Genomic DNA, 22,631 nt, shown 5'->3' on the forward strand with positions numbered 1-22,631 from the left:
AGGAAGCGGCCGGTAAGAGGGCGGTCGGGGGGAAGGGTGGCCGGGAGAAGGCGGCCGGTGACGTCGTGGCCGGCAAGGAAGCGGTCGGCAAGAAGGCGGCCGGCAAGAAGGCGGTCGGGGGGAAGGGTGGCCGGGAGAAGGCGGCCGGTGACGTCGTGGCCGGCAAGGAAGCGGTCGGCAAGAAGGCAGCCGGCAAGAAGGCGGCCGGTAGGGCGGGGGGCTCCGGAGGGGGTCTTGAGGAGGGTGGCGTGGTGAAGAAGGGTGCCTCCAAGGGGAGCCTGGGTGCGGCCGGGAAGCGTGCGGGCGCCAAGAGCAGGGCCAAGAAGGCGGGCGCGGCGCAGGCCGCGGAACAGACGGGAGCCACGACGGTGGTTGCGAAGAAGACTCCTGGCACGGCCACGGCGGCCAAGACCGCCGTTCCCAAGGCACGCATCGCCGCGGCGGTGGAGCCCGGCGAACTCGCGGTGCGCCCCGGCGAGGACCCGTGGACCCCGGAGGAGGTCGACGAGGCCCGCGCCGAGCTGATGGCCGAGGCGACGCGGCTGCGCGAAGAGCTCACGTCGTCCGAGCAATCCCTGGTCGGTCTGATGCGGGACTCCGGGGACGGCGCCGGCGACGACCAGGCGGACACCGGCGCCAAGAACATCACGCGTGAGCACGAGCTGGCGCTCGCCGCCAACGCGCGCGAGATGCTCGAACAGACCGAGCGGGCCCTGGAGCGGCTCGACGCGGGCACGTACGGTCTGTGCGAGAACTGCGGCAACCCGATCGGCAAGGCACGCATGCAGGCCTTCCCGCGCGCGACCCTGTGCGTCGAGTGCAAGCAGAAGCAGGAACGCCGGTACTGACCGGTAGGCGGGTGCCGCCGGACGTGCCGTACTCTCGTCCTCAGTCAGGTACCTAGGTTGAGGGACTCACGTGGCAGAGGCGGAGCGCATCATCGGTACGCCGGACACCCCAGAGGCGGCGGGAGCAGAGCCGGAGCATTCCGACGGGAGCACGACGGACACCGGTGACGCCGGGAACACCGCCGAGCGGCCCCGCGGCCGGCGCCGGATCGCCGTGCTGTTCGGCGTCGCCGCGTTCGCGTACGCCCTCGACCTGATCAGCAAGATGATCGTGGTGGCCAAGCTGGAGCACCAGCCGCCGATCGAGATCATCGGGGACTGGCTGAAGTTCGAGGCGATCCGCAACGCGGGCGCCGCCTTCGGCTTCGGCGAGGCCTTCACCGTGATCTTCACGGTGATCGCGGCGGCCGTCATCGTGGTGATCGCCCGGCTCGCCCGCAAGCTGTACAGCCTGCCCTGGGCGATCGCGCTCGGCCTGCTGCTCGGCGGTGCCCTCGGCAACCTCACCGACCGGATCTTCCGCTCGCCGGGTGTCTTCGAGGGCGCGGTCGTGGACTTCATCGCGCCCAAGCACTTCGCCGTGTTCAACCTGGCCGACTCGGCGATCGTGTGCGGCGGCATTCTGATCGTGCTGCTGTCGTTCCGGGGGCTGGACCCGGACGGGACCGTCCACAAGGACTGAGTTCGCCGGGGCCGCCCTGCCTGAGTTATCCACAGGCTCCGTACTGGGGGCTCCGGCCCGTCCGGCATACTCGACGGGTGAGCACGATTCCCGAGATCCGCACCCTGCCCGTGCCCGACGGCCTGGAGGGCGAGCGTGTAGACGCCGCCATCTCCCGCATGTTCGGCTTCTCCCGTACCAAGGCCGCGGAGCTTGCCGCGGCGGGGAAGGTCACGGTCGACGGCTCGGTGGTCGGGAAGTCCGAGCGGGTGCACGGCGGGGCCTGGCTCGAGGTGGAGATGCCGCAGGCGCCCGCCCCGGTCCAGATCGTCGCCGAGCCGGTCGAGGGCATGGAGATCGTGCACGACGACGATGACGTGGTCGTGATCGTCAAGCCGGTCGGCGTCGCCGCGCATCCTTCGCCGGGCTGGAGCGGCCCCACGGTGATCGGCGGCCTGGCCGCCGCCGGGTACCGCATCTCGACGTCCGGCGCCGCAGAGCGCCAGGGCATCGTGCACCGGCTCGACGTGGGCACCTCCGGGCTGATGGCCGTCGCCAAGTCGGAGCGCGCGTACACCTCGCTCAAGCGCCAGTTCAAGGAGCGCACGGTCGACAAGCGCTACCACACGCTCGTCCAGGGCCACCCCGACCCGACCAGCGGCACCATCGACGCACCCATCGGCCGCCACCCCACCCACGACTACAAGTGGGCGGTCACAGCCGACGGCAAGCCCTCGATCACGCACTACGACCTCATCGAGGCGTTCCGCGCGGCCTCTCTGCTCGACGTGAAGCTGGAGACCGGCCGCACCCACCAGATCCGCGTCCACATGGCCGCCCACCGGCACCCCTGCGTCGGCGACCTCACCTACGGCGCCGACCCGACGCTGGCCAAGCGGCTCCGGCTGACCCGCCAGTGGCTGCACGCCGTGCGGCTCGGCTTCGAGCACCCCGGGGACGGCCAGTGGGTCGAGTTCGAGAGCGACTACCCCGCCGACCTGCAGAAGGCCCTGGACCAGGTCCGCGAGGAGACGTGGGGATGAGCACCGCGTCGCCGGTCCCGTCGTACGCCGTACGGGTTGCCGAGGACCTCGCCGACCGCGAGGCCTGCTTCGCGGTGCGCAAGGAGGTCTTCGTCGTCGAGCAGGGCGTCCCGCAGGAGATCGAGTACGACGCCTACGACGCGGGTGCCGTGCATGTGCTCGCGGTCCGGGAGGACGGTACGCCGCTGGGCACCGGGCGGCTGCTGTACGGGGAGGCGGCCGCGGCGAAGGTCGACGGCGACGCGTCCGTGGGCTCGCTCGGGCGGCTCGCCGTGAATCAGGCGGCGCGCGGCCTCGGCGTCGGGGCGGCCCTGGTGCGGGCCATCGAGGAGGCGGCACGCGCGCGCGGGCTCGCGGCCGTGGATCTGCACGCGCAGACACATGCGCTGGGGTTCTACGAGCGGCTCGGGTACGAGGCGTACGGCCCGGAGTTCCCGGACGCGGGGATGCCGCACCGGGCGATGCGGCGCGCTCTATAGCAGAGCCCCCTAAGGCGCTGGTGGGAAGGGTGCCATGGCAGGCTTGAGGTCTGCTGTGTGGACCCCGATCTCACCGGAGCGCTGACCGTGGATCAGTTGGCCCTGTTGTTCGTGCTGTTGCTCGGGGCCGTGGTGAGTGTCCCGGTGGGGGACCGGCTCGGGTTGCCGGCGCCGGTGCTGATGACACTGCTCGGGATCGTTCTCGCACTGCTCGAATTCGTGCCGAACGTCGAGATTCCTCCGGATCTGATCCTGCCGCTGCTGTTGCCACCGCTGCTCTACGCAGCCGTACGGCGCACGTCGTGGCGGCAGTTCGCGGCGAATCTGCGGCCCATCTTCCTGCTGGCCGTGGCGCTGGTGTTCGTCACGACGCTGTGCGTCGCCGCCGTCGCCCACGCGATCGTGCCGGGGCTGCCGCTGGCCGCCGCCGTGGCGCTGGGGGCACTCGTCGCACCGCCCGACCCCGTGGCGGCGACCGCTGTCGCCGGGCAACTGGGGTTGCCGAGGCGCCTGGTGTCCATCCTGGAGGGCGAGGGGCTCTTCAACGACGTGACGGCCATCGTGCTGTACCACGTGGCGATCGCCGCCGCCGTGAGCGGGACCTTCTCCCCGTGGGAGGCCGGACTCGACCTGGTGCTCTCCGCCGTGGTGGCGCTGGCCGTCGGGCTCGGCCTCGGCTGGGGCGCCAACAAACTGATGGACCTGCTGGGCGACGCGACCCTGCAGATCTCGCTCACCCTGCTCGTGCCGTACGCCTCGTACGTGCTGGCCGAGGAACTCCACGGCTCCGGTGTGCTCGCCGTGCTCGTCACCGCCCTGTTCCTCGCCGAGTACGCCACCGACGCCGACGACGTGATGACGCGGCTCGCCGGGCACACCTTCTGGGACATCGTCGACACGCTGGTCACCGGCGTCGCCTTCGGACTGATCGGGCTCGAACTGCACATCGCCGTGCGGACGGCGTCCGGGCGGTGGAGCGAGATGCTCGGCTGGGCGGCCGCGGTGGTCGGCGTCGTCGTGGCGGTGCGGCTGTTGTGGCTGCTGCCGGCGACCTGGCTCACCAAGCGCATGCACGCGAGACGGGACTACGACGAGGAGATCCCGACGAGCTGGCGCGAGACCGTCGTGATGTGGTGGTCGGGGATGCGAGGTGTCGCCTCGGTGGCCCTGGCGCTGGCGGTTCCGCTGGAGACGGACTCGGGCGCGCCCTTTCCCGACCGGGACGAGATCGTGTTCATCGCCTTCGGGGTGATCATGGCGACGCTGGTACTGCAGGGGCTGACCCTGCCGTGGCTGGTGAAGCGGCTCGGGGTGCGCGCCGACAGCGATCAGGAGAAGGAGTTCGAGAAGCAGCTCGCGGTGCGCGCGGCCAAGGCGGCGAAGCGGCGGTTGCGGGAGATCGAGGACGTCGAGGACCTCCCCGAGGAGCTCTCCGAGCAGATGCTGCGCCGGGCGTTCGAGATCGGGGTGCGGATCAGCCCGGAGATGGGCGAGGAAGAGCGCAGGGAGGCCTCTCAGCAGCGGGTGCGGCGGCTGAAGCGGGTGCGGCGCATCCAGGGTGAGCTGCTCAGCGCGGCGCGGCACGAGGTGCTGGCGGCACGCAGTGAACCGGGCGCCAATCCCGAGGTGGTGGACCGGGTGTTGCGGCATTTGGACGTGCGCAGTCTGCGGTGATCCCGCCGCCCGCGGCCGTCCCTCCGTACGCTCTGATCATGGCTCGCAACGTGGTAATCAGTGGTGGCGGTACGGGAATCGGGCTCGCGACGGCGCAGCTGTTCGCGGCGGACGGGGATCAGGTGCTGCTGCTCGGGCGGCGCGCCGAGGTGCTGGAGCAGGCCGGCGTGCCCGGGGCCCTCACCTACGCCGTGGACCTGAGCAAGCCGCGCGGGGCGCGGGGCGTGGAGCGCTTCGTGGCGGCGGAGCTCGGCACCGTGGACGTGCTGATCCACAGTGCCGGAGGGGCCGGCCATCTGGAGCCCGAGGTGGACAGCGACGAGCCCCTCGACGTCGTCCTGCACAACTGGAGCCTCAACTTCGGCCTCAACACCCTGACCGCGGCCCTGCTCACCGAGGCCCTGAAGGACCGGCTCGCCGACCCCGGCGGGCGGGTGCTGTTCATCGGCTCCATCGCCGCGTTCCGGGGGTCCGGCAACGTGGCGTATGCGGCGTCCAAGGCGGCGCTGCATCCGTACGCCCATGATCTGGCCCGGCGGTTGGGGCCGCGCGGGATCACCGTGAACGTGGTCGCACCCGGGTACGTCGAGGACACCGAGTTCTTCGGCGGCGCGATGGACGAGGAGCGGCGGGACCGGCTGGTCGCGGAGACCTCGACCGGGCGCGCGGCCACGCCCGGCGACGTCGCCGCCACCCTGCACTGGCTGGCGTCACACGCCGCCGGGCACATCACCTCGCAGATCATCCAGGTCAACGGCGGGGCCGAGCGCGGCCACTGAACCCCTCAGGGACCGTCGGGACGAGCCGTCGGCTGGTGGTCGTGCTGGTAGGCGCGGCGGGCCGGGATGCGGCCGGGGACGGGGAAGCCGGGCGGCAGGGCCGCGTCCGCCGCGTTGACGCGCGGCAGCGCGTACGGGTGCTCGTCGGCCAGCCAGCGGACCAGCTGCTCGCGCACCGTGACCCGCACCGTCCACAGGTCGTCGGCGTCCTTCGCCGTGACCAGGGCCCGCACCTGCATGGTGCTGGGCGTGGAGTCGGTGACGACCAGGCCGTAGTCGCGGCCGTCCCATGCCGGGCACTCGCGCAGGATGTCGCGGAGCCGCTCGCGCATCTTCTCCATCGGCGCCGAGTGATCGACGTGCAGGAAGACGGTGCCGGTCATCTGGGCGCCACCGCGCGACCAGTTCTCGAAGGCCTTCGACGTGAAGTACGACACAGGCATCGTGATCCGGCGCTCGTCCCAGGTCCGTACGGTCAGGAACGTCAGCGTGATCTCCTCGACCGTGCCCCACTCACCGTCCACCACGACCGTGTCCCCGAGCCGCACCATGTCCCCGAAGGCGATCTGGAACCCGGCGAACATGTTGCTCAGCGTGGACTGGGCCGCGACACCGGCGACGATGCCGAGGATGCCGGCCGAGGCCAGCAGCGAGGCGCCGGCCGCGCGGAACGCCGGGAAGGTCAGCAGCATCGCCGCCACGGCGACCACGCCGACGACCGCCGCCACCACACGCATGATCAACGTCACCTGTGTGCGCACCCGCCGGACCCGGGCCGGATCGCGGTGGACACGGGCGTAACGGCTGTACGTCGTCTCGACGACCGCCGCCGCGATCCGGATCGCCAGCCAGGCGGCCGCCCCGATCAGCACCAGCGTCAGCACCCGGCCGGCGGCAACCCGGTTCTCCTGGAGCAGCTCGGCCTCGTCGTACGACCCTCTGAGCAGGGCCGCGCACAGCACGAGCTGGTAGGGCACGCGGGCGCGGCGCAGCAGACCCCACAGGGGCGTCTCACTGTGCCGTTCGTCTGCCTTGCGCATGAGGCGGTCGGTTGCCCACCCGATGATCAGGGTGAGCAGGACCGAGCCGCCGATCACGATCAGCGGGCGGAGTACGTTCTCCATCCTTCGAACGTAACCAGCCGAAGGGGGTCATGAACATGTGCGTCGGTGAGGCGGTGGTCACGGCGTTGTCGGACCCGGCTGGCACCATGGCCTCATGAACATCGTGCTCTTTCACTCGACCTATGGCCTCAGGCCCGCGGTGCGCGAGGCAGCGGACCGGCTGCGCGCCGCGGGACACGAGGTGTGGACGCCGGACCTCTTCGAGGGACGCACGTTCGGGACGGTCGAGGAGGGCATGGAGTTCAACGAGCAGATCGGCAAGGACGAGGTGCTGAAGCGGGCCGTGCTGGCCGCCGCGCCCTACTCGGACAGAGGGCTGGTCTACGCCGGCTTCTCGCTCGGCGCGTCCATCGCGCAGACCCTGGCGCTCGGCGACGAGAAGGCGCGCGGCCTGCTGCTCCTGCACGGCACGTCGGACATCGCGTCGAACGCCTCGGTGGACGACCTGCCGGTGCAGCTGCATGTCGCCGAGCCGGACCCGTTCGAGACGGACGACTGGCTGAGCGCCTGGTATCTCCAGATGGGCCGGGCGGGCGCCGACGTCGAGGTGTACAGATACGCGGGGGCCGGCCACCTCTACACCGACCCGGAGCTGCCGGACTACGACGAGGAGGCCGCCGAGGCCACCTGGCGGGTGGCACTCGGCTTCCTCGAGACCCTCTAGGGGCCGTTCGGCGAGGCCGTACGTCCGCGTCAGACGGGGTCGTACGTCCGCTCGACCTTCTGCGTGCCGCTGCGGGTGCGGTAGGAACGGGCCCAGGACGAGGTCGCCGCCTGCTTCGTCTTGTCGGACAGGACGTAGTAGTCCATCTGCGCGCGCTCGGCCGTGATGTCCAGGACGCCGTAGCCGTGGCGGTCGGTGTCGACCCAGTGGACGTGCCGGTTGGCGGCCTTGATGATCGGTGCGGCGATCGCGGAGACCGTGCCCTCGGGGACCTTCACGATGTCGTCGAGGTTGTCGGAGGTGACCGACGTGACCACGAACTCCGTGGCGGCGGAGGCGGACAGCGGGTAGGTACCGGCGTCCACCGGCACGTCGTTGGCCCATGCCATGTGGATGTCGCCGGTCAGGAACACCGTGTTGCGGATCGCGTTCGAGCGCAGATGGGCGAGCAGCTCCCGGCGGTCGTCCGTGTAGCCGTCCCACTGGTCGGTGTTGAGGGCGAGGCCCTCCTGCGGCAGGCCCAGCAGCTTGGCGAGCGGCTTGAGCAGGTCGGCGGTGAGGGAGCCGATCGCGAACGGCGAGATCATCACCGAGTTGCCGACGAGGCGCCAGGTGGTGTCGGAGGACTTCAGTCCCGACTTCAGCCAGTCCAGCTGGGCTCGCCCGGTGAGCGTACGGTCCGGGTCGTCGACGTCGCCGTCGCCGACGGCGGCCTGCTGCGAGCGGAAGGAGCGCAGGTCGAGCAGGGAGAGGTCGGCGAGCTTGCCGAAGCGCAGGCTGCGGTAGGTGGTTCCGGCGATCGCCGGGCGCACCGGCATCCACTCGAAGTAGGCCTGCTTGGCGGCGGCCTGGCGCGCGGCCCAGGTGCCCTCGACGCCCTCGGTGTGGTTCTCGGCGCCGCCCGACCAGGTGTCGTTGGCGATCTCGTGGTCGTCCCAGATCGCGATGACCGGCGCCTTCGCGTGCAGGGCCTGGAGATCCGCGTCCGTCTTGTACTGGCCGTGCCGGATGCGGTAGTCGGCGAGCGTGAGGATCTCGTGGGTGGGCGCGGTCTGCCGCACGGACTTGCCGCGCGTGCCGTACTGGCCGGCACCGTACTCGTAGATGTAGTCGCCGAGGTGGAGCCAGGCGTCCAGGTCGCCGCGGGCGGCGAGGTGACGGTACGAGGCGAAGTAGCCGGCCTCCCAGTTGGCGCAGGAGACCACGCCGAAGCGCAGGCCCGCGACGGACGCGTTCGCCGCCGGCGCGGTGCGGGTGCGCGCCACCGGGGAGTCCGTGCCGCCGGCCGAGAAGCGGAACCAGTAGTCGGTGGCCGGCTCCAGGCCGCGTATGTCCGCCTTGACGGTGTGGTCGGAGGCGGCCCTCGCGGTGGTCGAGCCTTTGGCGACGATGTTCATCAGCGCCTTGTCCCGGGCCACGACCCAGCTGACCTCGGTGTCCGGACCGAGGCCCGAGCCGGGGGTGGCGTCGGGGGTGGGCGTCACCCGGGTCCACAGCAGGACGCCGTCCGGCAGCGGGTCACCGGAGGCGACGCCGTGCAGGAAGGCGGGGGCCGCGTCGGCGGCCTTGGCGGGCAGCGCGGCGGCCAGCGGGCCGGCCAGCACAGCAGTCGCCGCCGCGGCCTTGACGACCGTACGGCGGCGCGGGGTAAGGGAATTGAGCTGCTCGGATGATCTGTATCGACTGGTCACAGCCGATCAGGTTACTGAGCGGTATGAGCAAGAGCGGGCGAACTCGGGAAAGTTCGCCCGCTCTTCCATTGTCAGACCCGAAAGTTCGGCCTGGGCTTCCCTGCGCCCTACGCCTTGCCGTTCTTGGACGCGCAGAACTTCTTCTCGCCGTTCGCGCCGTTCCTGACGCAGATCTCGACCGTCACGGTGATGCCCTCACCGATCGAAAGGTTCTTGCGCCCGCAGGAGTTGCCGGAGCCATTGGCGTCGTCCAGCGGCACCGCGTGCGAGGCGGTCGAGTCGATCCAGATGATGCGGCCGCTCGCCCGCATGCCGTCCGATCGGTTGTCGCAGACGGTGAATATCTCGTCTCCGGCCACGAAGCCGGCGGCGGCAGAGTTCCACGGGTCGGTCGTGTCGACGTAGACGTCGGTCCCCGCGGAGGCTGGGCTGGAGGCGAGGAGGACGGCGGCAGTGCCCGCGACGAGGCTGCTGCTCAGGGTCCTGACTCGGAACTTCACGTTACTTCTCCCCGATTCGATTGATCTCTGGTCACAAGATCGTTTACGTGGCATGTTTATGCCAGTAATCGGGGGAGTGTCAACCGGGCCGTGTGCGCTTCCGGCCGCTTCGGTTCGCGAAGGCGGCCGGAAGCGATCGTTGAGCTAGCCCTTGAGGGCCCCATCCACCGCCTTGCTGAACTCAGCCGTGGTCCACGGCTGGTTGGCGTTGGACTTTTCGAGAATCTTGCCGTCCATGACGAGGCTCGGGGTACCCGTCACGCCGTCCTTGTTGGTGTCGAAGGTCTTCGACATCTGCAGGGCCCAGGCATCGTAGGTGCCCTTCTTCACGGCGTCCTCGAACTTGGCGTTGTTCTTCAGGGCGGGGACGGTGTTCGCGACCTCGATCAGGTAGTCGTCGTCCTTGAACTTGTCGTCCGACTCCAGTGGGTGGAACTTTTCCGAGTACAGCGCGGTCTTGTACTCCAGGAAGGCTTCAGGGCTCACGTTCAGCGCGGCGCCCATCGCGCTCATCGCGTTCTTCGAGCCTTCGCCGTTGGGGCCGATCTCGTTCTTCTTCATCTGGTCGCCGTCGAGGAACGTGCCGCCGACGAACTGGAGTTTGTACTTGCCGTCCTCGACATCCTTGTCGACGGTCGAGCCGACGGTCTGCTCGAACGAGGCACAGACCGGGCAGCGCGGGTCCTCGTAGAGCTTGAGGGTCTTCTTGGCGCTGTCCTTGCCGATGACGACGGTCGTGCCGTTCGTGCCGCTGGTGTTGGCCGGTGCGACGACCTTGGCGTCCGTCAGCGACTCCCAGTGACTGGGCTTGTTGGCCTGGACGACCGCGTAGCCGATGCCGCCGGCCGCCGCCAGGACGCCGACGACCGAGGCGGCGACGATGAGCTGCCGCCTGACCTTCGCGCGCTTGGCCTCGCGCTCGCGCTCGGCGCGCAGCCGCTCCCGGGCCGCCGACTTCGACGCCTGGCTGTTCCGCTTGCTCATGCTGGTGTTCTCCATGGGGACGCGCACATAGGTGTGTGCGAGATACGTATGGGGTGGATGGTGCTGCTCAAGTGCCGTTCACGCGCAGGTGAAGGCGGGCGAGCACGGTGGTCCACGCCGTCCCAGGGAGTGCACGAAGAGGCGGTTGCGGGCGGCGGCCGTCCGACGGGTGGGGCGCGGCAGGCGGCGGCCCGACCGGGGCAGCCGTACGGCCACGGCCGCCACCGCCAGCAGCAGCGGGCGGAACGTCGTCGCCGTGACCGCCCGCACCAGCTGGGCCAGCGCCCGCTCACCGCGGCGCAGCCACGCGGCGGCGAGGAGGCCGACGCCGACGTGCGCGCCGAGCAGCAGCCAGGCGGTGGACGGGTCGGCGTGGGCGAGGAGACCGCCGAGCTTGTCGGGGTCGGTGCCGGTGACCTGGGCCAGCGGGGTGCCGACCCGGGTGCCGTCGCCGCACAGGACGTCCCAGCCGACCGAGGCCAGCGGCCCGGCGACCGGTCCGCCCGCCTTGCCGTAACAGACGTGCTGGCCGGTCGTGAGGATCGTGTCGGCGGCCAGCTCCAACGGGATCAGCAGGGCGGCGATCCGCCCGAAGGTCCGCTCGCGGCCGGCCAGGGTGAACGCGAGGACGAACACGGCGGCGGCGAGCAGGGCCACCGTGTTCAACGGCAGGGGCGCCCGCGAGAGCAGCACGTGCGACGCGGTGCTGAGCGTCACGACGAGTGACGTGAACAGCGCCGCGCGTACGGCTCGCAGCTGGGTCCCGGATATGTCCATAGCGGTGGAGAGTGTGTCACGTGGGCCTGTAGGAGACCCCTAAAGGGTGCCTGTGAAGAGACGGTGAGGGCCAGTGAACGGCCTTTCCGTCACAGACCCGGAATCCGGCCGTTGCGGAACAGGTCCACGAAGGTCTGGTGGTCGGCACGCGCGCGTGCGCCGTAGGAGTGCGCGAAGTCGACCAGGAGCTCGGCGAAGCCGTCCTCGTCGGCCGCGATCGCCGCGTCGATGGCCCGCTCGGTGGAGAACGGCACCAGGGACTCGCCGGAGGTGTCGTCCGCCGCCGCGTGCATGGTGGCCGTGGCCCGCCCGAGGTCGGCGACCACCGCCGCGATCTCCTCCGGGTCGTCGATGTCGCCCCAGTCCAGGTCCACGGCGTACGGCGAGACCTCGGCGACCAGCTGGCCCGCGCCGTCCAGCTCGGTCCAGCCCAGCCACGGGTCGGCGTTCGCCTGCAGGGCGCGCTGGGAGATCACCGTGCGGTGACCCTCGTGCTGGAAGTAGTCGTGCAGCGCCTGGTCCGTGATGTGCCGGGAGACGGCCGGGGTCTGGGCCTGCTTGATGTAGATCACGACGTCGTTCTCGAGGGCGTCGGTGTGGCCCTCCAGCAGGATGTTGTACGACGGCAGCCCGGCCGAGCCGATGCCGATGCCGCGGCGGCCGACCACGTCCTTCACGCGGTACGAGTCCGGGCGGGCCAGCGACGCGTCCGGCAGCGTCTCCAGGTAGCCGTCGAAGGCGGCCAGCACCTTGTACCGGGTGGCCGCGTCCAGCTCGATGGAGCCGCCGCCCGGCGCGAAACGCCGCTCGAAGTCACGGATCTCGGTCATGGAGTCCAGCAGTCCGAAGCGGGTCAGCGAGCGGGCGTCCCGCAGCGCGTCCAGGAGCGGGCCCTGCGCGGTGTCCAGCGTGAAGGGCGGGACCTCGTCGCTCTTGGCGCCGGTCGCCAAGGCGTGCACGCGCTCGCGGTACGCGCCCGCGTAGATCCGCACCAGCTCGGTGATCTGCTCGTCGCCGAACGCCTTGGCGTACCCGATGAGGGCGACGGAGGCGGCGAAGCGCTTGAGGTCCCAGGTGAAGGGGCCGACGTATGCCTCGTCGAAGTCGTTGACGTTGAAGATCAGCCGGCCGTTGGCGTCCATGTACGTGCCGAAGTTCTCCGCGTGCAGATCGCCGTGGATCCACACGCGCGAGGTGCGCTCGTCGAGGTACGGTCCGCCGCGCCTCTCGGGCTCCAGGTCGTGGTAGAAGAGGCACGCCGTGCCGCGGTAGAACGCGAAGGCCGAGGCCGCCATCTTCCGGAACTTCACGCGGAACGCGGCCGGGTCGGCGGCCAGGAGCTCGCCGAAGGCGGTGTCGAAGACGGCGAGGATCTCGTCGCCGCGCTGCTCGCCGTTGAGCTTGGGGACCGACATCGCTTGGTGCCTCCTGGTGCATGAACGTGTACGACAGCGTTTCTGTCGTCTTCAACGGGCGGGGACGGACGAAAGTGCCCGTCGTCCCTCGCTGTGAAGGTACGCGGGGCAGCCCTCTGAGTGTCAGTGCCGAGGCATAGACTTCGACGCTGTCCCCAGAAGTGTCCGTCCGCCTGTCACCGAGCGTTTTCCATGGAGGCCAAGCCGTGTCAAAGCCGCCGTTCACGCACCTGCACGTCCACACCCAGTACTCGCTGCTGGACGGTGCCGCGCGGCTGAAGGACATGTTCGACGCGTGCAATGAGATGGGCATGACGCACATCGCCATGTCCGACCACGGCAACCTCCACGGGGCGTACGACTTCTTCCACAGCGCGAAGAAGGCCGGAGTCACCCCGATCATCGGGATCGAGGCGTATGTCGCCCCGGAGTCCCGGCGCAACAAGCGCAAGATCCAGTGGGGCCAGCCGCACCAGAAGCGCGACGACGTCTCCGGTTCCGGTGGTTACACCCACAAGACGATGTGGGCCGTCAACAAGACGGGCCTGCACAACCTCTTCCGGCTGTCCTCGGACGCGTACGCCGAGGGCTGGCTGCAGAAGTGGCCCCGGATGGACAAGGAGACGATCTCCCAGTGGTCCGAGGGGATCGTCGCCTCCACCGGCTGCCCCTCCGGCGAGCTCCAGACCCGGCTGCGCCTCGGCCAGTACGACGAGGCCCTGAAGGCGGCCGCCGACTACCAGGACATCTTCGGCAAGGACCGCTACTTCCTGGAGCTGATGGACCACGGCATCGAGATCGAGCACCGGGTCCGCGACGGCCTCCTGGAGATCGGCAAGAAGCTCGGCATCCCCCCGCTGGTCACCAACGACTCGCACTACACGTACGCGCACGAGGCGACCGCCCATGACGCCCTGCTGTGCATCCAGACCGGCAAGAACCTCTCCGACCCGGACCGCTTCAAGTTCGACGGCACCGGCTACTACCTGAAGTCCACGGACGAGATGTACGCCGTCGACTCCTCGGACGCCTGGCAGGAGGGGTGCGCCAACACGCTCCTCGTGGCCGAGATGGTCGACACCGACGGCATGTTCGAAAAGCGCGACCTCATGCCCAAGTTCGACATCCCCGAGGGCTTCACCGAGGTCACCTGGTTCAAGGAGGAGGTGCGCCGGGGCATGGAGCGCCGCTTCCCCGGCGGCATCCCGGACGACCGCCAGAAGCAGGTCGAGTACGAGATGGACGTCATCATCCAGATGGGGTTCCCGGGCTACTTCCTCGTCGTCGCCGACTTCATCATGTGGGCCAAGAACAACGGCATCGCGGTCGGCCCCGGCCGAGGCTCCGCGGCCGGTTCGATCGTCGCCTACGCCATGGGCATCACCGACCTCGACCCGATCCCGCACGGCCTGATCTTCGAGCGGTTCCTCAACCCCGAGCGCGTCTCCATGCCCGACGTCGACATCGACTTCGACGAGCGCAGGCGCGTCGAGGTGATCAGGTACGTGACGGAGAAGTACGGCGCCGACAAGGTCGCCATGATCGGCACCTACGGCAAGATCAAGGCGAAGAACGCCATCAAGGACTCCGCGCGCGTGCTGGGCTATCCGTACGCGATGGGCGACCGCCTCACCAAGGCGATGCCGGCCGACGTCCTCGGCAAGGGCATCGACCTCGACGGCATCACCAACCCCTCGCACCCTCGCTACAGCGAGGCGGGCGAGATCCGCGGGATGTACGAGAACGAGCCGGACGTCAAGAAGGTCATCGACACCGCGAAGGGCGTCGAGGGCCTGGTGCGGCAGATGGGCGTGCACGCCGCCGGCGTGATCATGTCCAGCGAGCCCATCGTCGACCACGCCCCGATCTGGGTGCGGCACACGGACGGCGTGACCATCACGCAGTGGGACTACCCGCAGTGCGAGTCGCTCGGCCTGCTGAAGATGGACTTCCTCGGCCTGCGCAACCTGACGATCATGGACGACGCCGTCAAGATGGTGAAGTCCAACAAGGGCATCGACCTCGACCTGCTGTCTCTGCCGCTCGACGACCCGAAGACCTTCGAACTCCTCCAGCGCGGCGACACCCTGGGCGTCTTCCAGTTCGACGGCGGTCCGATGCGTTCGCTGCTGCGGCTGATGAAGCCCGACAACTTCGAAGACATCTCCGCCGTGTCGGCGCTGTACCGTCCGGGCCCGATGGGCATGGACTCGCACACCAACTACGCCCTGCGCAAGAACAAGCTCCAGGAGATCACCCCGATCCACAAGGAGCTGGAGGAGCCCCTCGAAGAGGTCCTGGCCGTCACCTACGGCCTGATCGTCTACCAGGAGCAGGTGCAGAAGGCCGCCCAGATCATCGCCGGGTACTCGCTCGGCGAGGCCGACATCCTGCGCCGTGTGATGGGCAAGAAGAAGCCCGACGAGCTGGCGAAGAACTTCGTCCTCTTCCAGAAGGGCGCCCGCGACAAGGGCTACAGCGACGAGGCCATCCAGGCCCTGTGGGACGTGCTGGTCCCCTTCGCCGGCTACGCGTTCAACAAGGCGCACTCCGCCGCGTACGGCCTGGTCTCGTACTGGACGGCCTATCTGAAGGCCAACCACCCCGCCGAGTACATGGCCGGACTGCTCACCTCGGTCAAGGACGACAAGGACAAGTCGGCCGTCTACCTCAACGAGTGCCGGCGCATGGGCATCAAGGTGCTCCCGCCGAACGTCAACGAGTCGGTGCACAACTTCGCCGCACAGGGCGACGACGTGATCCTCTTCGGCCTCGAAGCCGTCCGCAACGTCGGCACGAACGTGGTGGAGTCGATCATCAGGAGCCGCAAGGCCAAGGGCAAGTACGGCTCCTTCCCCGACTACCTCGACAAGGTCGAGGCCGTCGCCTGCAACAAGCGGACCACGGAATCGCTGATCAAGGCGGGCGCGTTCGACAGCCTGGGGCACACCCGCAAGGGCCTCACCGCGCACTTCGAGCCGATGATCGACAACGTGGTCGCGGTCAAGCGCAAGGAGGCCGAGGGCCAGTTCGACCTCTTCGGCGGCATGGGCGAGGAGGAGAGCAACGAGCCCGGCTTCGGACTCGACGTCGTCTTCACCGAGGACGAGTGGGAGAAGACCTATCTGCTCGCCCAGGAGCGGGAGATGCTCGGCCTGTACGTCTCCGACCACCCCCTGTTCGGCCTGGAGCACGTGCTGTCCGACAAGGCCGACGCGGGCATCGCCCAGCTGACCGGCGGCGAGCACGCGGACGGTGCCGTCGTGACCATCGGCGGCATCATCTCGGGCCTGCAGCGCAAGATGACCAAGCAGGGCAACGCCTGGGCGATCGCCACCGTCGAGGACCTCGCCGGTTCCATCGAGTGCATGTTCTTCCCGGCGACGTACCAGCTGGTGTCGACCCAACTCGTCGAGGACGCCGTGGTGTTCGTCAAGGGACGCCTCGACAAGCGTGAGGACGTGCCGCGGCTGGTCGCGATGGAGCTCCAGGTCCCCGACCTGTCGAACGCGGGCACCAACGCGCCCGTGATCCTCACCATCCCGGCCACCAGGGTCACCCCGCCGATGGTCAACCGCCTCGGCGAGATCCTCAGCCATCACAAGGGCGACAGCGAGGTCCGTATCAAGCTCCAGGGCCCGACCAAGACCACGGTGCTGCGGCTGGACCGGCACCGTGTGAAGCCCGACCCGGCGCTCTTCGGCGACCTCAAGGTGCTGCTCGGGCCGTCCTGTCTGGCGGGCTGAACGACCGCGCGCCGAAGCGCGGGCGCTGAAAGCGCGAGAGGGGCGCACCTCGTACGAGGTGCGCCCCTCTTGATGTGCCTGGGTCTCAACGACCCGATATGCAGATGTCAGTTGTGACCGAAGCGCTTCTGCCGGCCCTTGCGGGCCATGTCGCCGGGAGTCACCTGCGTGGCGCGCTGCTCGGTCTGCGTCTCCATCGCGGACTGCTGAGCCTGCTGCTGACCACGCTCGGACTGCGGCTGCTTCCGGTCCTGCTTCTTGTTCTTGGCCATGGTGATGCCTCCTGTGGGGGATCTAGGGGCCAGGGCCGGGATCAGATTCACATAGGCTGACTAAGAACGCATTTCGGATAATTACCGTGCGTAACAGCGGTTGTCGGGGCGTGAGGCATGGCGCGCTGGGGATTCGATGCCCCGAAACGCCACGCCGAAGATCGAGTTCGCCCCGTTAACCTCCGCGTGGTCGGGCAGACTCGAAGGAAGCCCGAAGCAAACCTCCCGGGAAGAGGGTGAGTCGCGTGGACCGCTGCATCGTCCTGGTGGACGCCGGGTATCTGCTGGGGGCCGCCGCCAGCCTGCTCGCCGGGGAACCATCCCGGTCCCGGATCACCGTCGATCACACCGCCCTTATCCAGGGGCTGCGCGAGCGCGCCGAGTCCGACACCCAGCAGCCCCTGCTGCGCATCTACTGGTTCGACGGCGCCCCAGACCGCGTCCCCCAGCCCGAGCACCGCAGGTTGCGGGTGATGCCCCGAGTCACCGTCCGGCTCGGTGCCCTGACCCGAAGCGACGGCCGCTGGGCACAGAAGGGCGTGGACGCAGCGATGCACGCCGAGCTGACCGAACTGGCCCGCAACCGCGCCTGCTCGGACGTCGTGCTGGTGACCGGTGACGGGGATCTGCTGCCGGGCATGATGGCCGCCAAGGAGCACGGGGTCGCCGTACATCTGTGGGCCGTGCAGGCCGCCGACGGTGACTACAACCAGTCCGAGGACCTGGTCGCCGAGGCGGACGAGCGGCGCGTCCTCGACCGTTCGTGGATCACCAAGGCCGTACGCGCCAAGGAGCTCACCGGGGTGTGCGCGCCGCCGCCCGTGCCCCGGCCCGAGATCGCCGCGATCCTGTCCGCGCCGCTGCCCGACTCCGCGCTCGGCGCGACGACCCGGCGGACCGCCGAGGAGAGCGAGCACGCGCAGGCCGCCGCCTCGGAGAACGGCACGCAGGAGCGGGTGCCCGCGCCCAAGGGTGTGCCCACGCCGAAGGACCTCGCCGCCCTGCGCGCGCCCGGTGTGCCGCCCGCCCCGACCCCGGCGAGCGCGACCCTGCGCTGGTCCTCCGACAAGGGCTGGGTCGACCGGCCCGGCGTCGCGGCCGAGCCGGCCGACGCCGCCTCCATGCCGACCCTCGCGCAGCTGACCACCGCCGAGCAGCGGTGGGCCGACCGGGAGGAGGACATCACGACGGTCGGCGGCGATCCCTACGAGGTGGGGCAGGTCTTCGCCCGGCGGTGGATGGAGCGGCTCGGGGAGCAGAGCAATCTGCAGAAGCTGTCCGGGATGTACCCGCGGATCCCGCACCGCATCGACGGGGAGCTGCTCAGGTACGCGGCCCGGTTCGGGTTGCTCGCACACAAGGACGACCAGATCGACGAGCACGACCGGTACGCGATCCGTGCCGGGTTCTGGCGGGAGATCGACGTACGCACGGCCGCGGAGCATGCGCCTGCCGGGGAGTGACCCCGGCGAATTCCGGGTTACCGGCGGATTTCTTACGGCAAGCAGGCGATTTGTGCCCAGTGGCCGCCCCGGGCACGGAACGGGGGTCCGGACCCCGTAGGCTCGTCCCTTGTGAGTACGCGCGCGGCACAGGCATTTCGGCACGATGGTGATGTCGTGTGCGCCCTGCGTGGGCTGACGAAGACCTACCCGGCCGTGCGCGGACGCCGCGGGACGCCGGCCACGCCCGAGGTGCGGGCCACCGACGACGTACGGCTGGACATCCGGCGCGGCGAGATCTTCGGACTGCTCGGGCCCAACGGGGCCGGCAAGACCACGCTCGTGCGCCAGCTCACCGGCTTGATGCGGCCCGACGCCGGGAGCGTCGAGATCCTCGGGCACGACATCGTGCGGCATCCGGAGCGTGCCGCGCGGATTCTGGCGTACCTCGGCCAGGAGTCGACCGCCCTCGACGAGCTGACCGTCTCGCTCGCCGCGGAGACGACCGGGCGGCTGCGCGGCCTGGACGTCCGGGACGCACGGGCCGAGCGGGACGCCGTACTCGACGAACTGGGGCTCACGCCGCTCGCGGGGCGGCCGCTGAAGAAGCTGTCCGGCGGGCAGCGGCGGCTGGCCTGCTTCGCCGCCGCGCTGGTGGGGGAGCGATCGCTGCTCGTGCTGGACGAGCCGACCGCCGCGATGGACCCGGTGGCACGGCGGGCCGTGTGGTCGGCCGTGGACCGGCGCCGGGCCGAGCGCGGCACGACGGTGCTGCTCGTCACCCACAACGTCATCGAGGCCGAGACCGTGCTCGACCGGGTCGCGGTGCTCGACCGGGGCCGCGTGATCGCCTGTGACACGCCGTCCGGGCTCAAGGAGCGCGTCGCGGGCGAGGTCCGGGTCGACCTGCTGTGGCGGGACCGGCCGCCGCTGGACGTGCCCGAGGTCGCCGCGCTGCAGGACCGGGTCGTGGAGTCCGGGCGTCGCTGGACGCTGCGGCTCGCCCCCGAGGAGGCCCGCGCGGTCGTCGCCACCGTCACCGGCGGGGCCGCCTTCGCCGCGCTGGACGACTTCACGCTCGCCACGCCGAGCCTGGAGGACGTCTATCTGGCGCTGGGCGGCGCCGCACAGCAGGGGCTGGTGAAGGCTTGAGCACGCAGACCGCCGTATCCGCATCCGTATCCGTACGGAACAGGGCCACCTCCCCCGTGAACCCCCGTGTGAAAGGGAGCAGCGCCACGTGAGTGTCGTACCCGCCGAGGTTCTGCCGGGCAGCGCCCTGGCCGTGGACGAGACGGCCGCGCCGGCCGTGGCCGAGCTCGGACCGCGTGCGCGGCTGTGGCCGTCGCTGTGCGCCGTGTACCGGGCGCAGCTGTCCCGGGCGCGGGTCGCGCGTATCCCGCTGCTGTTCGTGGCGACCTTCCAGTCGATCGGGATCATGATCCTGATGCGCGGGGTCGTGGACGGCGGGGCCGAGGCGCAGGCCGTGGTGGCCGGGTCGTCCGTGCTCGTGGTCGCCTTCGTCGCGCTGAACCTGCTCGCGCAGTACTTCGGGCAGCTGCGGGCCAGCGGCGGGCTCGATCACTACGCCACCCTGCCGGTGCCGCCCGCCGCGGTGGTGCTGGGCGCGGCGGGGGCGTACGCCTCTTTCACCGTGCCGGGGACCGTGGTGACAGCCGCCTTCGGGTGTGCGCTGTTCGGGTTGCCGGTCGCCCATCTGTGGGTGCTCGTCGCCGTGATCCCGCTGGCGGGCGCCGCGCTCGCCGGGCTGGGCGCCGCGCTTGGACTGCTCGCGCCTCGGCCCGAACTGGCCACGCTCCTCGGGCAGCTGGGGATGTCCGCGGCCCTGCTGCTGGGTGTGCTGCCGGCCGACCGGATGCCGGAGGCGGTCCGGTTCACCCGGGACCTGCTGCCGTCGACGTACGGCGTGGAGGCCTTCGCGCGGACCTTCGGGGAGCGGCCCGACTGGGCGTTCGTACTCGGGGATCTGGCCGTGTGCGCAGTGGTCGGCGTCGTCTCGCTGGCCGTCGCCACCTGGGCGTACCGCCGGGCGGCCGTCCGGTGACGCGTCGCACAGGGCGGCCTGGCACGATGGCAGGGTGACCGCTCCGCTGACTCCACCACCGCCCCCGCGTGACCAGTCCTCGAACAATGCGTGGCAGCCGCCCGCCGGTGGGCACGCGGGTTCCGCCTCCTACGGGGCCCCGCAGGGTGCTCCGCACGACGCCGTGTACGGGGCTCCGCCCGGGGCGCCGAGTCCTCACGGCCCTCATGGCCCCCATGGCTCTCACGGCCCGTACGGCATATCTGGCTCGTACGAACAGGACGGTCCCGGCATGAAGACCGAAGTGCGAGAGGCCGCCGTGGTCGCGGTGGTCGCGGCGTTCTTCGGGGCGCTGCTCGGGGTGCTGTGGTGGTGGCTGGCGCCGAGTGTGCCGCTGGTCGGGGACGTCGTCGACAAGAGCTGGGTCGTCTACTTCAAGGACTCCGAGGGGGAGCAGGCCGTCGGGGTGGACGGAACGTTCACTCTGCTTGCGCTCGCGTTCGGGCTGGTCAGTGCGGTGGGTGTGTTTCTGTGGCGGCGGCGTGGGGGTGTGCCGTTGGTGGTTGCGCTGGCGGTCGGGGGGTTTCTCGGGTCGTTGCTGGCGTGGCGGGTCGGAGTGTGGCTCGGGCCTACCGAGGATGTGATCGCTCACGCGCAGGAGGTGGGCAAGGGGGTCACGTTTTCGGCGCCGTTGAAGTTGGGGGCGAAGGGGGTGTGGCTGGCGTGGCCTCTTGCGGCGTTGGTGGTGCACCTTGGGCTGACGGCGTTGTTCGGGCCTCGGGATGCGGATCCGTATCAGGGGCCAGGGCCCTCTGCGGGGCATCAGCAGGCGGGGCCGTACGGGGTGCCGCCGGCGTAGGGCCGCGGATGGTGGCACGCCGGGGGGACTTCGCCCCCGCCGCCCCTACCCGTCCCGTCCTCGAAGGGGGGCGCTGCCCCTTCGACCCCGGACCTGGGGGCCGCCGCCGTCCCCAGACCCCCGCTTCGTCCCTGAACGGGCCTCGTCCTCAAAGGCCGGACGGGCTGAAATGCCGGGACCGGCGCGGACGAACGCCGGACAGGGGCTCGGGTAACCAAGCCCCCTACAGAAACTCGCCCCCTACGCCGGGCGCCGCCCGTGGTTCGAGCGGCCCTTCTTGGTGCGCCACTTGCGTTTCCGGGTTTTCTTCGACATGTCCCTCGTACCTAACCGAGGGGACCGGGTTCGTCCAGGGGTCACGCACGCCCGATGGGGGCCAGGGTCGCGTTCGTGAGGGTGGTCAGGTCGGTGGGGGAGAGTTCGACCTCCAGGCCGCGGCGGCCCGCCGAGATGCAGATCGTGGGGTGGGCGGAGGCCGAGGCGTCCAGGACCGTGGGGAGTCTCTTGCGCTGGCCTAGGGGGGAGATGCCGCCCCGGACGTAGCCTGTGGTGCGTTCCGCCAGGGCAGGGTCGGCCATCGCGGCGCGCTTGCCGCCGACCGCTGCCGCCAGGGCCTTGAGGTCCAGTTGGCCGGCGACCGGCACCACGGCCACGGTGAGGTTGCCGTCCACGTCCGCGACCAGCGTCTTGAAGACCCTGTCCGGGGACACACCCATCGCCTCGGCCGCCTCGTCCCCGTAGGAGGGGTGGGACGGGTCGTGTTCGTAGGAGTGGGTCGTGTAGTCGATGCCCGCTGCGGTCAGGGCCACGGTCGCCGGGGTGCCGCCAGACTGCTGCTGCTTCTTTGACTTCTTCGCCATGTCGTTCCGGTCAGTTCCCGCTCAGTTGAGGCTCGTCGGGCCGCGCGTCAGGTCCGACGCCGGCAGGGACGGCAGCGTACGGATGATCGAGGTCTCGGTGCGAAGGAGTTTCAGCTCGTCGCGCAGGCGGGACGCGATGTCGGGGGACTGGAGCAGGCGTTGCTTCGTCGGGGTGTCCAGCATCATCGCGGCCGCCACCAGGTAGGAGACGACGGACGGCTGGTCCGGAAGGTCGGCCGTGGTGGAGAGGGAACGTTCGCGGGCGCCCGCCAGGCGCTTCTGATACTGGCGGAACGCGCGCAGTACGCCCTCGGCCAGAGCCCCGGCCTCCTCGCCCGCCTCATCGGGCAGTTCCTCCAGTTCCGCCGTGAGGAAGGGGCCCGACGCGTCCACCGACAGCAGGCGCACCCGTGTCGTGCCGGTCGCCAGCACCTCGAAGGTGCCGTCGGCCCGCTCCCGGATCGTCGCCGCGTCCGCCACACACCCCACCCCGTGGAACGCCTTGACCGGGTCCTGGCCGAAGCCCGCAGCCGGGCCGCGGTCGGGCAGCGCCGTGGGATCCGGCATGCCGGGTGCGCTCTGGGCCACCTCGTGGCCGTCGCGGATCGCCACGACGGCGAAACGGCGCGCTTCCTCCTCGGGGGTCTTGAGAAGATCACGCATCATGGCGCGATAGCGCTCCTCGAAGACGTTGAGCGGCAGCACGAGACCCGGGAACAGCACCGAGTTCAGGGGGAAGAGCGGAAGGCGGACGGTCACGGCGCCAAAG

Annotated in this window: 21 protein-coding genes; 12 read left to right on the plus strand and 9 right to left on the minus strand. The window is 70.2% G+C overall.

Annotation, left to right across the window (positions count from 1 at the left end):
• The 6 genes from ACZ7L5_RS08085 to ACZ7L5_RS08110 form a co-directional block, all read left to right on the plus strand.
• Positions 1-848: TraR/DksA family transcriptional regulator (locus tag ACZ7L5_RS08085; protein ID WP_471515310.1), on the plus strand; the 848-nt coding region annotated here is incomplete at its 5' end.
• 70 nt (positions 849-918) lie between these two features.
• A complete protein-coding gene (gene lspA / locus ACZ7L5_RS08090) occupies positions 919-1,530 on the plus strand; it encodes a signal peptidase II (RefSeq protein ID WP_471017494.1) in 612 nt (203 codons plus the stop codon).
• A 77-nt stretch (positions 1,531-1,607) separates the two neighbouring features.
• Positions 1,608-2,552 carry an RluA family pseudouridine synthase gene (locus ACZ7L5_RS08095; RefSeq protein WP_328882250.1) on the plus strand — a complete coding sequence of 315 codons (945 nt, stop codon included), beginning with the start codon at positions 1,608-1,610 and terminating at the stop codon, positions 2,550-2,552.
• Complete coding sequence (locus ACZ7L5_RS08100) at positions 2,549-3,031, plus strand: GNAT family N-acetyltransferase (RefSeq protein WP_471515312.1); 483 nt, start codon at positions 2,549-2,551, stop codon at positions 3,029-3,031. Before ACZ7L5_RS08095 ends, ACZ7L5_RS08100 begins: the two co-directional genes overlap by 4 nt.
• Before the next feature lie 87 nt (positions 3,032-3,118).
• Positions 3,119-4,705: a Na+/H+ antiporter gene (locus ACZ7L5_RS08105; protein ID WP_471515860.1), complete on the plus strand. Its 1,587-nt coding sequence runs from the start codon at positions 3,119-3,121 to the stop codon at positions 4,703-4,705.
• Positions 4,706-4,743: 38 nt separating this feature from the next.
• Entirely contained in the window at positions 4,744-5,484 is a 741-nt protein-coding gene (locus ACZ7L5_RS08110; RefSeq protein WP_471515314.1) for an SDR family NAD(P)-dependent oxidoreductase, read from the plus strand.
• 5 nt (positions 5,485-5,489) lie between these two features.
• Here the strand turns inward: ACZ7L5_RS08110 and ACZ7L5_RS08115 are convergent, their stop codons facing one another.
• On the minus strand, positions 5,490-6,608 hold the full coding sequence (locus ACZ7L5_RS08115; RefSeq protein ID WP_471515315.1) for a mechanosensitive ion channel family protein: 1,119 nt from the start codon (positions 6,606-6,608) through the stop codon (positions 5,490-5,492).
• A gap of 94 nt (positions 6,609-6,702) precedes the next feature.
• Between ACZ7L5_RS08115 and ACZ7L5_RS08120 the strand changes: the two genes are divergently transcribed.
• Positions 6,703-7,272 carry a dienelactone hydrolase family protein gene (locus ACZ7L5_RS08120; RefSeq protein WP_471515317.1) on the plus strand — a complete coding sequence of 190 codons (570 nt, stop codon included), beginning with the start codon at positions 6,703-6,705 and terminating at the stop codon, positions 7,270-7,272.
• A gap of 29 nt (positions 7,273-7,301) precedes the next feature.
• Here ACZ7L5_RS08120 and ACZ7L5_RS08125 read toward each other — a convergent pair whose 3' ends face one another.
• From ACZ7L5_RS08125 to ACZ7L5_RS08145, 5 genes are all read right to left on the minus strand, one after another.
• Entirely contained in the window at positions 7,302-8,963 is a 1,662-nt protein-coding gene (locus ACZ7L5_RS08125; protein WP_471515319.1) for an alkaline phosphatase D family protein, read from the minus strand.
• A gap of 107 nt (positions 8,964-9,070) precedes the next feature.
• A complete protein-coding gene (locus ACZ7L5_RS08130; RefSeq protein WP_471515320.1) occupies positions 9,071-9,463 on the minus strand; it encodes a hypothetical protein in 393 nt (130 codons plus the stop codon).
• A gap of 144 nt (positions 9,464-9,607) precedes the next feature.
• Positions 9,608-10,447, minus strand: coding sequence for a thioredoxin domain-containing protein (locus tag ACZ7L5_RS08135; RefSeq protein ID WP_471515322.1), 840 nt, complete (start codon positions 10,445-10,447; stop codon positions 9,608-9,610).
• 78 nt (positions 10,448-10,525) lie between these two features.
• A complete protein-coding gene (locus tag ACZ7L5_RS08140; protein WP_328882257.1) occupies positions 10,526-11,224 on the minus strand; it encodes a hypothetical protein in 699 nt (232 codons plus the stop codon).
• An 89-nt stretch (positions 11,225-11,313) separates the two neighbouring features.
• Positions 11,314-12,639 (minus strand): DUF2252 domain-containing protein, encoded by a 1,326-nt coding sequence (locus ACZ7L5_RS08145; RefSeq protein ID WP_471515325.1) that lies wholly within the window; start codon positions 12,637-12,639, stop codon positions 11,314-11,316.
• A gap of 206 nt (positions 12,640-12,845) precedes the next feature.
• Here ACZ7L5_RS08145 and dnaE point away from each other — a divergent pair, with 206 nt between their 5' ends.
• Positions 12,846-16,385, plus strand: coding sequence for a DNA polymerase III subunit alpha (gene dnaE / locus ACZ7L5_RS08150; RefSeq protein WP_471515327.1), 3,540 nt, complete (start codon positions 12,846-12,848; stop codon positions 16,383-16,385).
• Between the two features lie 107 nt (positions 16,386-16,492).
• On the opposite strand, the gene ACZ7L5_RS08155 is transcribed toward dnaE, so the two are convergent.
• Entirely contained in the window at positions 16,493-16,657 is a 165-nt protein-coding gene (locus tag ACZ7L5_RS08155; RefSeq protein ID WP_369270446.1) for a hypothetical protein, read from the minus strand.
• A gap of 245 nt (positions 16,658-16,902) precedes the next feature.
• Here ACZ7L5_RS08155 and ACZ7L5_RS08160 point away from each other — a divergent pair, with 245 nt between their 5' ends.
• The 4 genes from ACZ7L5_RS08160 to ACZ7L5_RS08175 all read left to right on the plus strand — a co-directional run bounded on the left by ACZ7L5_RS08160 (position 16,903) and on the right by ACZ7L5_RS08175 (position 21,002).
• On the plus strand, positions 16,903-18,120 hold the full coding sequence (locus ACZ7L5_RS08160) for an NYN domain-containing protein (RefSeq protein WP_365065182.1): 1,218 nt from the start codon (positions 16,903-16,905) through the stop codon (positions 18,118-18,120).
• 156 nt (positions 18,121-18,276) lie between these two features.
• Positions 18,277-19,251 (plus strand): ABC transporter ATP-binding protein, encoded by a 975-nt coding sequence (locus ACZ7L5_RS08165; RefSeq protein ID WP_471515329.1) that lies wholly within the window; start codon positions 18,277-18,279, stop codon positions 19,249-19,251.
• Between the two features lie 88 nt (positions 19,252-19,339).
• Entirely contained in the window at positions 19,340-20,164 is an 825-nt protein-coding gene (locus ACZ7L5_RS08170) for an ABC transporter permease (RefSeq protein WP_328882263.1), read from the plus strand.
• Positions 20,165-20,198: 34 nt separating this feature from the next.
• On the plus strand, positions 20,199-21,002 hold the full coding sequence (locus ACZ7L5_RS08175; protein ID WP_471515331.1) for an AAA family ATPase: 804 nt from the start codon (positions 20,199-20,201) through the stop codon (positions 21,000-21,002).
• 356 nt (positions 21,003-21,358) lie between these two features.
• Here ACZ7L5_RS08175 and ybaK read toward each other — a convergent pair whose 3' ends face one another.
• Both ybaK and ACZ7L5_RS08185 read right to left on the minus strand, forming a co-directional pair.
• Entirely contained in the window at positions 21,359-21,862 is a 504-nt protein-coding gene (gene ybaK, locus ACZ7L5_RS08180) for a Cys-tRNA(Pro) deacylase (protein ID WP_471515333.1), read from the minus strand.
• A gap of 21 nt (positions 21,863-21,883) precedes the next feature.
• Positions 21,884-22,621 carry an LON peptidase substrate-binding domain-containing protein gene (locus ACZ7L5_RS08185; protein WP_471515335.1) on the minus strand — a complete coding sequence of 246 codons (738 nt, stop codon included), beginning with the start codon at positions 22,619-22,621 and terminating at the stop codon, positions 21,884-21,886.
• Positions 22,622-22,631: the final 10 nt, after the last annotated feature.

The sequence above is a fragment of the Streptomyces sp. NPDC107528 genome, from assembly GCF_055639295.1.